The 12,160-nt window shown below is 65.4% G+C and carries 12 protein-coding genes; 9 read left to right on the top strand and 3 right to left on the bottom strand.

What is annotated here, in order from left to right:
• Positions 1–203 precede the first annotated feature (203 nt).
• The 3 genes from atzF to ACQR1L_RS03380 form a co-directional block, all read right to left on the bottom strand.
• On the bottom strand, positions 204–1,994 hold the full coding sequence (gene atzF / locus ACQR1L_RS03390; RefSeq protein WP_434856482.1) for an allophanate hydrolase: 1,791 nt from the start codon (positions 1,992–1,994) through the stop codon (positions 204–206).
• Positions 1,995–2,239: 245 nt separating this feature from the next.
• Entirely contained in the window at positions 2,240–2,785 is a 546-nt protein-coding gene (locus ACQR1L_RS03385; RefSeq protein ID WP_434856481.1) for a DUF805 domain-containing protein, read from the bottom strand.
• Between the two features lie 339 nt (positions 2,786–3,124).
• The gene (locus tag ACQR1L_RS03380) at positions 3,125–3,643 is read right to left on the bottom strand and encodes a MarR family winged helix-turn-helix transcriptional regulator (RefSeq protein WP_434856480.1); all 519 of its coding nucleotides are present in this window, start codon (positions 3,641–3,643) and stop codon (positions 3,125–3,127) included.
• A 77-nt stretch (positions 3,644–3,720) separates the two neighbouring features.
• On the opposite strand from ACQR1L_RS03380, the gene ACQR1L_RS03375 reads away from it, so the two are divergent.
• From ACQR1L_RS03375 to ACQR1L_RS03335, 9 genes are all read left to right on the top strand, one after another.
• On the top strand, positions 3,721–4,944 hold the full coding sequence (locus ACQR1L_RS03375) for a cytochrome P450 (protein WP_434856479.1): 1,224 nt from the start codon (positions 3,721–3,723) through the stop codon (positions 4,942–4,944).
• Between the two features lie 8 nt (positions 4,945–4,952).
• The gene (locus ACQR1L_RS03370) at positions 4,953–5,276 is read left to right on the top strand and encodes a 2Fe-2S iron-sulfur cluster-binding protein (RefSeq protein ID WP_434856478.1); all 324 of its coding nucleotides are present in this window, start codon (positions 4,953–4,955) and stop codon (positions 5,274–5,276) included.
• A gap of 46 nt (positions 5,277–5,322) precedes the next feature.
• A complete protein-coding gene (locus ACQR1L_RS03365; protein ID WP_434856477.1) occupies positions 5,323–6,543 on the top strand; it encodes an ABC transporter substrate-binding protein in 1,221 nt (406 codons plus the stop codon).
• A gap of 261 nt (positions 6,544–6,804) precedes the next feature.
• On the top strand, positions 6,805–7,977 hold the full coding sequence (locus tag ACQR1L_RS03360) for an ABC transporter substrate-binding protein (protein WP_434856476.1): 1,173 nt from the start codon (positions 6,805–6,807) through the stop codon (positions 7,975–7,977).
• Between the two features lie 143 nt (positions 7,978–8,120).
• Positions 8,121–9,038, top strand: coding sequence for a branched-chain amino acid ABC transporter permease (locus ACQR1L_RS03355; protein ID WP_434856475.1), 918 nt, complete (start codon positions 8,121–8,123; stop codon positions 9,036–9,038).
• On the top strand, positions 9,035–9,982 hold the full coding sequence (locus ACQR1L_RS03350) for a branched-chain amino acid ABC transporter permease (protein ID WP_434856474.1): 948 nt from the start codon (positions 9,035–9,037) through the stop codon (positions 9,980–9,982). The genes ACQR1L_RS03355 and ACQR1L_RS03350 overlap by 4 nt, the downstream gene beginning before the upstream one ends.
• Entirely contained in the window at positions 9,975–10,745 is a 771-nt protein-coding gene (locus tag ACQR1L_RS03345) for an ABC transporter ATP-binding protein (RefSeq protein ID WP_434856473.1), read from the top strand. Before ACQR1L_RS03350 ends, ACQR1L_RS03345 begins: the two co-directional genes overlap by 8 nt.
• Positions 10,746–10,776: 31 nt before the next feature.
• The gene (locus ACQR1L_RS03340; RefSeq protein ID WP_434856577.1) at positions 10,777–11,481 is read left to right on the top strand and encodes an ABC transporter ATP-binding protein; all 705 of its coding nucleotides are present in this window, start codon (positions 10,777–10,779) and stop codon (positions 11,479–11,481) included.
• A gap of 511 nt (positions 11,482–11,992) precedes the next feature.
• Entirely contained in the window at positions 11,993–12,145 is a 153-nt protein-coding gene (locus tag ACQR1L_RS03335; protein WP_434856472.1) for a transporter, read from the top strand.
• Positions 12,146–12,160: the final 15 nt, after the last annotated feature.

The following is a 12,160-nucleotide window of genomic DNA, read 5'->3' as shown; positions in this document are numbered from 1 at the left end:
GCGGGGGAGGCGCAGATCGAGCTTGCCGCGTGCGTAGGACTCTTGGACGAGCAGGATGCTCTCACCCCGGCGGCAGTGTGCCGCTTATGCCATGTGGCGAGAGGGCGCATTCATGAGCACCGCGCTGATCTTCCGGCGATCGAACGGGTGTGATGAGCCGATTGGCTGCAACGGCCGCGCCGTGCTCGTCACGACGGAAGTCCTCAATCCTTCTGCGCCATGTAGGCGCGCCAGCTGCCGAATTCCGAGATGTCGCGCGCGCCGTCCAGCGCAACCGGCTCGACGAGGAATCCCTTGGCGGTGCGGCCGTCCTGCAGCCGGATCGTGCCGATCGACAGCGGCGGCGGAATGAGGTTGATGAACTTTCCGAAGCTTGCGGCCGACAGCGCCCAGAGCTCGACCGCCATCGCGGTGCCCTTGCCTTCCTCGATGCGCAGCATTCCAGGCTTGGGCGGCGTGGTCGACAGCGCATAGAGCTTGTAATCCGGTGCGGTCGCTGTCGCTTCCAGCAGCCGACCTCCCAGACCTGTCAGTTCGTGATTGAGCGCCATTCCGGAGAGATGCGCACCGACGACGACGATCGCGATCTCGTCGCCATGCAGCGACGGTGACGGCGGGGCCAGCGGCGGCTGCGGCACAGCCTTGGCGCCGACCGGCAGCGCCGTGTCGGCATGAAAGGCGCGGCCCAGGCTCGCCAGCGCCGCGTCCTGCCCGGCCGGTGCAAGCAGCGTGACGCCGAATGGAATCCCGTCGCCGCGCATCGCGGCCGGCACGGCGAGGCCGCAGAGATCGAGCAAATTGACGAAATTGGTGTAGGTGCCGAGGCGGCTGTTGAGCAGGATCGGATCCGCGAGGACCTCCGCGGTCGTGTAGGCGGTGGGTGCCGTCGGCAGCACCATCGCATCGATCGCGCCGAAGGTGCGCTCGGCGACCTTGCGCAGCACCTGCAGGCGATACAGCGCCGCAAACGTGTCGGCCGCGCTGCCGCGCGCGCCGCCGATGGTGATCTCGCGCGTCACGGGATGGATGGCGTCGGGATCGGAGGCGAGCAGGTCACGGATCACGAGATAGCGCTCGGCCACCCACGGGCCTTCATAGAGCAGCCGCGCCGTCTCGTAGAACGGCTCGAGGTCGAACTCGACGAGCTCGGCGCCGAGCTTGACGAAACGCGCGACGGCCGCGCTGTAGGCCGCTTCCGCGGCCTTGTCGCCGAAGAAGATCAGTTGTCCGGGGCGGGGAATGCCGAGCTTCACGCCTTGCGGAAACGCGGTCACGGCCGCGAGCGGCCGGTCGCGCGAGAACGGATCGAGCGGATCCGGCGCCGCCATCACGGACAATGCCGCCACGGCATCGTCGACGGTGAGCGAGAACACCGAGATGCAGTCGAGCGTCCGGCACGCCGGCACGAGACCCGCCGTCGAAATCATGCCGAGGCTCGGCTTCAGCCCGACGATGTTGTTGAGCATGGCCGGCACGCGGCCCGAGCCTGCGGTATCCGTTCCGAGCGACAGCGGCACCAGGCCCGCTGACACCGCGACCGCCGAGCCGGAGCTCGAACCGCCCGGCACGAGGTCACCGTGAACTGGATTCTTCGGGATGCCATAGGGCGAGCGCACGCCGACGAGGCCGGTGGCGAACTGGTCGAGATTGGTCTTGCCGATGATGATCGCGCCGGCGGCGCGCAGCCGCGCGACTGCGGTGGAATCCCGGGCCGGCGTATAGGCGAAGGCCGGGCAGGCGGCCGTTGTCGGCAATCCCGCGACGTCGATGTTGTCCTTCACCGCAACCGGCACGCCATACAGCGGCAGCGCCGCAGGGTCCTTCCCCGAAAGCGCCCCGGCTTCTGCGAGCGCATCCGCCTCGTCGCGCAGGCTGATGAAAATGGCGGGGTCGTTGTGCGCGCGGATCCGGTCGAACGTCCGGGCGACCGTCTGCTGCGGCGTCGTCAGGCCGGCGCGATGCGCGGCCACGATCTCGGCGACGGTCTCGGTCACGCGGCGCCCCGGATCTGTCCGGAATCTGATGTCTGGGTTGCCATTTGCTTGCGCTCCGCTTCGCCGATGCTGCTGCTGATGTAGCAAGCCACATGCCATTGTGTACATGGCCGGGGATGCGGCGTTGGAAGCGAAAAATATTGCAATTCAGAGGGTTGATGTGATGGCTCCGGCCGACGTTGGGCCGGTCGAGCGGCGATCCCCTCGCATTCTGCTTAGAAAATGAGCAATGTGGGTTGGCTGTCCTAGTAGCTGCGCCGGCCGGCGTCGCCGCCGGTGATGCGTGCGAGCCGGGCATCCGTGGCCGAACCGGAGCTGCGGGCGCTTCGGAACGTCGCCGCCGGCGCGGTGCTCACGGACCTGCCGCCGGAAGACGATGCATCGTCGGCGCCGCTGGGGAAGAACAGCAGCGCGGCGCTGAGGCCGAGATTGACCAGGCTGCCGACCCACGTCCCATGCTGGGCGGACGTCGCGGCATATTCGGGAAATCGGCCGGCGATGACGTAGTCCAGCGCCATGACGGCGATCCAGGCCGGGATCACGCACACCGGGTCCCAGCCGATGTCGCGGAAGCGCATCGACTGCAGCATGGCGTTCGCGATTAGGAACAGGCCGATCCAGACCATGAGAGGTCCGGTCAGCGCGAGACCCGCCTTTTGCGAGGTCCCTGCCGCGAGGCCCATGGCGAGAACGATGCCGAGGACGATGAAGGCGACCACGAGCGCCAGCGAGGCCAGGAAGTACTGCAGCCGCCCGAGGCGCATATTGAATCCGAAGATGAATCCCAGCATCCGTCTCTCCCGCAGGCTGCGCCGCGACTGCGGGTTCGCCGATACAATCTGGATAGCAGGGCGAAATTGCCGTGCCGCTGCATGGATCATTAAAATTGTAAGCATCGGGACCCGCGCCGCCCGCGCCGGGCGAGGAGCAAATTTATCGTTGCCAAAGCAACTAATCCGTGGAACGATTGTGCTCGTAGATTGAGTGAGGCGCAGCGCAAAGCCGCGCCGCCAACGAGGGATGGAAACGCCATGCGCAGCCTGCTCGCAGCAGGCGCGGCCGCTTGCGCGCGCGCGAATGCAAGGTCTGGGCAGGGCGCTCAGGACTGGAGCGATCGATCTCGGCCGGGGTCAGCTCGCGCCGGTGACGGCGTCGAGATTGTCGTGGATGCGGCGGAGCAGGGCGATCAACGTTTCCTGCTCGCTCTCGTCGAGGCACGCCAGCAGCCGCCGCTCGCGCTCCAGCGCGGCGATGATGACCTTGTCGTGCGTGGCGCGGCCCTTGGCCGTCAGCGAGATCGAGTGGCTGCGGCCGTCCTGCGGATCGTCGCGGATCGCGATCAGGCCGCGGCCCTTCATCAGCGCCAGGGTGCGGCTGACCGGGCCCTTGTCGAAGCCGATCACGCTGCAGATGCGCGAGGCCGGGATGCCCGGCTCGATCGCCAGCAGCGACATGATCCGCCATTCCGTGACGTTGACGCCGAAATTGCGCTGGTAGAACGCGGTCGCGCTGTTCGACAGCTTGTTGGCGATGAAGGTGATGAAGGCCGGCACATAGCGGTCGAGATCGAGCGTGAGGCCGTGGGTCCGATCTTGACCCTCAGTCTCGCGTGGCGGCGCTTCGGGCGGCTTTCTCTGTTTCCCGCTCATGATCTCCAGCGTCCATGCATTCCCACTCATAGGGATACGAAAAGCCGCATGACAAGGCCAAACTTCGGGAGAGCAGCATGAACCCAACAGGTCTTTCCTCGGACACCGGCGTGGCGCCTGATATCCCGCATCTTGCGATCGATCCGTTCTCCTACGACTTCTTCGACGATCCCTATCCCGCGCATGAGGAGATGCGCGAGGCCGGTCCCGTCGTCTATCTCGATCAGTGGAACGTCTACGGCGTCGCCCGCTATGCTGAAGTCTACGCGGTGTTCAACGATCCGCAGACCTTCTGTTCCAGCCGCGGCGTGGGATTGAGCGATTTCGCCAAGGAGAAGCCGTGGCGGCCGCCCAGCCTGATCCTGGAGGCGGATCCGCCGGCGCATACGCGGACCCGCGCGGTGCTGAGCAAGGTGCTGTCGCCTTCGGTGATGAAGCGGCTGCGCGACGGCTTCCTGGCCGCGGCCGAGGCCAAGGTTGACGAACTCCTGGCGCGCGGCACGTTCGATGCGATCCCCGATCTCGCCGAAGCCTATCCGCTCTCGGTGTTCCCCGACGCACTTGGTCTGAAGGCCGAAGGGCGCGACCATCTCATCCCCTATGCAAGTCTTGTGTTCAACGCGTTCGGTCCGCCGAACGAATTGCGCCAGCAGGCGATCGAGCGCTCGGCGCCACATCAGGCCTATGTCACCGAGCAATGTCAGCGCGACAATCTCGCGCCCGGCGGTTTCGGCGCCTGCATCCATGCCTTCAGCGACAGCGGCGAGATCACGCCGGCCGAGGCGCCCTTGCTGGTGCGCTCGCTGCTGTCGGCCGGGCTCGACACCACCGTCTATGGCATCGGCGCGGCGGTGTCCTGCCTGGCGCGCTTTCCGGATCAGTTTGCACGGCTGCGCGCCGATCCGTCGCTGGCGCGCAACGCGTTCGAGGAGGCGGTGCGGTTCGAGAGCCCGGTGCAGACCTTCTTCCGCACCACGACGCGTGATGTCGAGCTCGGCGGCGTCGTCATTCCCGAAGGCGAGAAGGTGCTGATGTTCTTGGGCGCAGCCAATCGCGATCCGCGCCGCTGGGAGCACCCGGATGCTTACGACATCACGCGCAAAGTCTCCGGCCACGTCGGCTTCGGCTCGGGCATCCACATGTGCGTCGGCCAGCTCGTCGCGAGGCTCGAAGGCGAGGCGGTGCTGACTGCGCTCGCGCGCAAGGTCGGCAGCATCACGATGAGCGGCGCGCCGAAGCGCCGCTACAACAACACGCTGCGCGGGCTGGAGAGCCTGCCGGTCACCTTCACTCCAGCCTGAGCGACGTCATGACCACCATCACCTTCATCCATCCCGACAACCGCAGCCAGACCGTGGACGCCGCCGACGGCGACAGCCTCATGCTCGCCGCACTCACCCATGGCGTCGACGGCATCACCGCCGAATGCGGCGGCAACGCCGTCTGCGCCACCTGCCATGTCTATGTCGACGACGCCTGGACGGCGAAGCTCGACCCGGTGTCCGACGACGAGGACGCCCTGCTCGACGGCACCGCCGCCGAGCGGCTGCCGAACAGCCGGCTGTCGTGCCAGATCAAGGTGCAGCCGGCGCTCGCGGGCCTCGTGGTGCGCATTCCGGACCGGCAGAGCTGACGGTTTCGACAACAATCAAAACAAGCAATCCAAGGGGAGGACCATCATGAAGCAACTCAGGACCTGCGCGCTTGCGCTGGCGGCGTCGTTCGGCGTCTCGGCCACGGCAACCGCGGGCGAGATCTCCGACAATGTCGTGCGCGTCGGCGTGCTCAACGACATCTCCGGCATCTTCCAGGACACCAACGGCATGGGCTCGGTCGAGGCCGCACGCATGGCGGCGGAGGATTTCAACGGCGGCGGCAAAGGCATCAAGGTCGAGATCGTCTATGCCGACCACCAGAACAAGGCCGATGTCGGCTCGGCGATCGCGCGCAAATGGCTCGATGTCGACAAGGTCGACGCCATCGTCGACGTGCCCAACTCCGCCGTCGGCCTCACGATCAACGAGCTCTTGCGCAACAGCCGCATGACGTTCTTGGCCTCGTCGACGGCGAGCTCCGATCTCACCGGCAAGGCTTGCTCGCCGAACACCATTCAATGGGTCAACGACGCCTGGGCGACCGGCAACACCACGGCGGCCGCGATGATGGGCCGCGGCGGCAAGGACTGGTACTTCATCACGGTCAACTACGCGCTGGGACAGGGCATCGAGGCAGAGGCCACCAATTACATTGAAAAGAACGGCGGCAAGGTGCTCGGCTCGGCCAAGCATCCGCTCGGCACCACGGACTTCGCCTCGTTCCTTCTTCAGGCGCAGGGCTCCAAGGCCAAGGTGATCGGGCTGGCCAATGCCGGCGGCGACACCATCAACGCCGTCAAGCAGGCCGCGGAGTTCGGCATCCAGCAGGGCGGGCAGTCGCTGGTCGCGTTCCTGCTGTTCATCAATGACATCCACGGCATGGGCCTGAAGGCCGCGCAGGGCCTGCGGCTGCTCGAAGCCTTCTATTGGGACATGGACGACGACACCCGCGCCTTCGCCAAGCGCTTTGCGGCGCGCCCCGGCATGAACGGCAAGATGCCGAGCGGCAACCAGGCCGGCGTCTATGCCTCGACGCTCGCTTATCTCAACGCGGTCGCAGCGACCGCCAGCGACGACGCCAAGGATGTCGTGCCGCAGATGAAGACGGTGAAGGGCAAGGACAAATTGTTCGGCGATGTCACCATCCGCGCCGACGGCCGCGTGGTGCATCCGATGTATCTGTTCGAGGTGAAGAAGCCCGAGGAGTCGAAGTACCCCTACGACTACTATCGCCTGGTCTCCACGATTCCGGCCGAGCAGGCGTTTCGCCCGCTGGCCGAGGGTGGTTGCGCCCTGATGAAGTGACGCTCGTTGCGAGTGACACGAGGAGAACCGCAGCGGGCCGTGTCACATTGACCCGGCCCGTTTCTGCTGTGCTGCAGTATCCTTAACAGGCACTATAGTTCTTGCCTTTGCCCGTTTGCGGGAATTATGGTGCATGGACCGACGGTGCGCAGAATAAAATCCGCGCGGCGGCCTGCTGCGGCGAAACGCCGCCACTCGCCGTGCTGCTGCGTGCCGGTGAAACAACGATAAGAACTGACCGTGATCAGGGGAGGGACGACCATGAAGACGAGCTTCTGGCTGGCTGGCGCGGCGGCGCTGCTGTTTTCGAGCACGGCCTTTGCCGGCGACACCATCAAGATCGGCTTCGTCTCGACGTTCAGCGGCCCCACCGCCGTGATCGGCAACGACATGCGCAACTCGTTCGAGCTGGCGCTCGACCATCTCGGCCGCAAGATGGACGGCAAGCCGGTCGAGGTGATCTACGAGGACGACCAGCAGAAGCCGGATGTCGGCAAGCAGAAGACCGAGAAGCTGGTGCAGTCCGACAAGGTCGACTTCATCGTCGGCTACATCTGGTCGAACGTGCTCCTGGCCTCGCTCAAGACCGCTGTGGATTCCCAGACCTTCCTGATATCAGCCAATGCCGGCCCGTCGCAGCTCGCCGGCGAATTGTGCTCGCCCTACGTGTTCTCGACCTCCTGGCAGAACGATCAGACGCCCGCCGCGATGGGCCTCTACATGAACCAGAAGGGCGTGAAGTCGGTGTTCCTGATCGGACCGAATTATGCGGCCGGCAAGGACATGCTCGCGGGCGTGAAGAGCACCTTCAAGGGCCAGGTGGTCGGTGAGGAATATACGGTGTGGCCGAGCCAGCTCGACTTCTCCGCCGAGCTCTCCAAGGCGCGCGCCTCGGGCGCCGAGTCGATCTTCGTGTTCTATCCCGGCGCTGCCGGCGTGCAGTTCCTCAATCAATACGCGCAGGCCGGCCTCAAGGAGAAGATGCCGCTCTACACGGCCTTCACCGTGGACGAATTGTCGCTGCCGCTGCAGAAGGACAACGCGATCGGCGTACCCGGCGCCCAGGAGTGGGTCAACGACCTGCCGAACGAGCAGAACAAGAAATTCGTCGAGGATTACCGCAAGAAGTACACCGGTCTGCGCCCGACCTATTACGGCGCCCAGGCCTATGACGCCGCGCAGCTGATCAACAGCGCTGTCGTCGCGGTCAAGGGCGACACCTCCAAGAAGGCCGAGATGAAGGCGGAAATGGAGAAGGCCAACTTCAAGTCGCTGCGCGGCAACTTCAAGTTCGGCAAAAACCATATTCCGATCCAGAACTTCTACCTGCAGGACGTGGTCAAGGACGCCGACGGCCAGCTCTCCTTGAAGACTGTGGCGACCATCGTCGAGAACGACCAGGACCGCTTCCACGAGAAGTGCCCGATGAAATGAGCCAAAAGAATTTCGGGCCGGGGTCGAGACCGGCCTGGAATTTGCTTGAAGCTTAAAACATCTCCGGCCTAAGATCGGGACGGACATGGCGGCAGCGCCTGCAATGGTTCTGCCGCCGTCTTTTTGAGCGTGAAGTGAGGGGCATGCTTCTCGTCGTCGAACAATTCCTGAACGGGCTGCAGTTCGGACTGCTGCTCTTCCTGCTGGCTGCCGGCCTGACGCTGGTGTTCGGCATCATGGACCTCGTCAATCTCGCGCACGGGTCGCTGTACATGATGGGCGCCTATTTCGCGGCGACCTTCGTGGCCTGGACCGGCAGCTTCGTGCTCGGCGGCGTCATGGCGCTCGGTGCCACGCTTCTGCTCGGCATCGTGCTCGAATTCACGGCACTGCGCCATCTCTATGGGCGCGACCATCTCGACCACGTGCTCGCGACCTTTGGCCTGATCCTGTTCTTCAACGAGGCCGTCCGGCTGATCTGGGGTCCCGCGGGCCTTGCGCTGTCGCTGCCATCCTGGCTCGCCTTCCCGGTCACGATCCTGCCCGGCATTCAATATCCGGCCTATCGCCTCGCAATCATCGTCGTGGCGCTGCTGGTGGCGCTGCTGCTCTATCTTGGCGTGATGCGCACCCGGATCGGCATGCTGATCCGCGCCGGCGCCTCCAACCGCGAGATGATCGGCGCGCTCGGCATCAACATCAAGCTGCTCTACACCTTGGTGTTCGGCCTCGGCGCCGCGCTCGCCGGTCTCGCCGGCCTGATGCAGGCGCCGATCCTCACCGTGCAGATCGGCATGGGCGAGAACATCCTCATCCTCGCCTTCGTCGTGATCGTGATCGGCGGCATCGGCTCGATCCGCGGCGCCTTCATCGCCGCGATCATGATCGGCCTGATCGACACGATGGGCCGCGCCTTCCTGCCCAATCTGCTGCGCCAGGTGCTGAACTCGGCGGCAGCCTCCACGGCGGCGCCGGCGATGTCGTCGATGCTGATCTATCTCCTGATGGCGATCGTGCTGGTGGCGCGGCCTGAAGGTCTGTTTCCGGCCAACCGCAGATGACATCCAAGCTCAACGTCTCGACAATCGTGGCCGCGCTCGTCGTGGCCGGCCTCGTGCTGCTGCCGGTCTATTCGAACCTGACCGGCAACATCTTCATCCTCACGCTGTTCACCCGCATCGTGATCCTGGCGCTCGCGGCCGTCAGCTTGAACCTGCTGATGGGCTATGGCGGCATGATGAGTTTTGGCCATGCCGCCTATCTCGGCATCGGCGGCTACGCTGTCGGCATCCTGGCACAGGAGGGCGTCGGCTCCGGCTGGGCGCAGTTCGCGGTGGCGATCGCCGTGTCCGCGCTCTATGCGCTGGTCATCGGCGCGCTCTCCTTACGCACCCGCGGCGTCTACTTCATCATGATCACGCTCGCCTTCGCGCAGATGGCCTATTATGTCGCCTCGGGCCTCGCGCGCTACGGCGGCGATGACGGGCTCACCGTGTACAAGCGCAGCGATTTCGGCGGCCTGCTCAATCTCGGCAACCGCGTCCAGTTCTATTATCTCTGCCTGGCCTGCCTGCTGGCCGTCGTCGCGCTGGTCTGGCGCATCGTCAATTCGCGCTTCGGCCTGGTGTTGCAGGGCCTGCGCTCCAACGAGCAGCGCATGCAGGCGATCGGTTTCCCCTCCAAGCGCTACAAGCTCGCCTGCTTCGTCATCGCGGGCATGCTGTGCGGGCTGTCGGGCGCGCTGCTCGCCAACAACACCGATTTCGTCAGCCCGGCCGTGATGTATTGGACCCGCTCCGGCGATCTCATGGTGATGGTCATCCTCGGCGGCATGGGTACCTTGATGGGGCCGGTCGTCGGCTCCGTGGTGTTCCTGGTGCTGGAGGAGGTGCTGTCGCAGCTCACCGAATATTGGGCGCTGATCATGGGGCCGCTGCTGCTCCTGATCGTGCTGTTCGGCCGCGGCGGCATCATGGGCATGCTCGGGAGGTTGAACCGTGGCTGAACCGCTGCTCCGCGTCGACAATCTGGTGCGCCGCTTCGGCGGCATCATCGCCACCGATCACGTCTGTCTCGACGTGTCCAAGGGCGAGATCCACGCCATCATCGGACCCAACGGCGCCGGCAAGACCACCTTGATCAGTCAGCTCACGGGTCATCTCGCGCCGCATGCCGGCCGCATCTTTTTGGGCGGCCGCGACATCTCGCATTTCCCGGCCTACAAGCGCAGCGCGCTCGGACTGGCGCGCTCGTTCCAGATCACGTCTCTGCTGACCGACTTCACCGCCGCCGACAACGTCGCGCTCGCGGCGCAGGCGCATGACGGCAGGCATTCGTTCCGCTTCTTCGCCAATGCGCGCAAGGAGAAGCCGCTGCGCGACGCCGCGCGCGCCGCGCTGGAGCGCGTCGGCCTCGGTCATCGCGCCGACGTGCTGGTGTCGAAGCTCAGCCATGGCGAGCAGCGCGAGCTCGAGCTCGCCGTCGCGCTCGCGACCAAGCCGCAGATCATGCTGTTGGACGAACCAATGGCCGGCCTCGGCGTCACGGAATCGCAGCGCATGGTGAAGCTGCTGGCCGAGCTGCGCAAGGAAGTGTCGATCGTGCTGGTCGAGCACGATATGGAGGCGGTGTTCGCGCTCGCCGACCGCATCTCCGTGCTGGTCTATGGCCGCATCATCGCCTCGGGCAAGCCGGACGAGATCCGGCAGAACGAGGAGGTCAAGCGCGCCTATCTCGGCGATCAGCATGTGGTGGTCGGCCATGGTTGATCAGAAAATGGGTGATCAGAAAGACAACGGCATGCTGCTCGACGTCGACGGCATCGAGACCTGCTACGGCCTCAGTCAGGTCCTGTTCGGACTGTCGTTGGCAATCCGTCCCGGCGAGATGGTCTCGCTGATGGGCCGCAACGGCATGGGCAAGACGACCACGATCCGCTCGATCATGGGCCTGACCCAGGCGCGCGCCGGCCAGATCCGCTTCAGCGGCCATGAGACGCGCAAGCTGCCGTCCTACCGGATCGCGCAGCTCGGCATCGGCCTGGTGCCGGAGGGGCGGCAGATCTTCCCGAACCTGACCGTGACAGAGAATCTCGTGGCGGCCTCGACCAACCGGCTCGGCGCGTCCGATCCGTGGACGCTCGACAAGATCCACGCGCTGTTTCCGCGGCTCGCCGAGCGCGGCAGCAACATGGGCAACCAGCTCTCCGGCGGCGAGCAGCAGATGCTCGCGATCGGCCGCGCGCTGATGACCAATCCGAAGCTGCTCATCCTTGACGAGGCGACCGAAGGCCTGGCGCCGCTGATCCGCGAGGAGATCTGGAACTGCCTGTCGCTGTTGAAGTCGCGCGGGCAGTCGATCCTGGTGATCGACAAGAACGTCGAGCACCTCACCCGCATCTGCGACCGCCACTACATCATCGAGCGCGGCCGCACGGTGTGGAGCGGCACGTCGGAGCAGCTGATGGCGGAGCCGGAGCTGCAGCATCGCTATCTCGGGATCTGACCAGCCTCGCTCTCCCGGCAATCTCGGTCAGCACCTCCCCCGCGTGCGGGGGAGGTCGTAGCGCATCGCCAGATGCGCTGCGGGTGGGGGCCGCTCCGGAACGACTGCCGCCGTGGCGCCCCCACCCCAGCCCTCCCCCGCAAGCGGGAGAGGGGGCGCGCTGCCGCCGGGGTGAGAGCATCCTGCTCGTCTAAGAGTTCTGCTCTCCCAGCAAGCTCGGTCAGCGCCTCCCCCGCGAGCGGGGGAGGTCGTAGCGCATCGCCAGATGCGCTGCGGGTGGGGGCCGCTCCGGAAACACTGCCGCCGTGGCGCCCCCACCCCAGCCCTCCCCCGCAAGCGGGAGAGGGGGCGCGCTGCCGCCGGGGTGAGGTGGTCGGCCAACGAACTGGCCTTGGTCGCCGTATCAGTCAGTCCTGCTGACGTGAGCCGAATTTCCGCATTGAGGGGCGGCGTGGAGAGGACTATTCTTTCAAGTGGTAGTTTGTCTTGCCTTTTATCGAAGGTTGAGCAAATGCGTACGCCCCACCGAAAAGTCCAAGCAACGCAAAAAGCAGCATCGGCACTGCGCGGCTTCTGGTCCGATCATTCCGATCTCGAGACGGCGCTGTGTCTCGCGTTCATGCTGATCGTCGGCGTCATCGTGAAGCTGACGCCGCCGGCCTAGGTGCCGTCGATCACC

It is taken from the genome of Bradyrhizobium sp. HKCCYLR20261, assembly GCF_051168435.1.
Lineage (GTDB): Bacteria > Pseudomonadota > Alphaproteobacteria > Rhizobiales > Xanthobacteraceae > Bradyrhizobium.
This window is presented reverse-complemented; position numbering and strand designations above follow the sequence as displayed.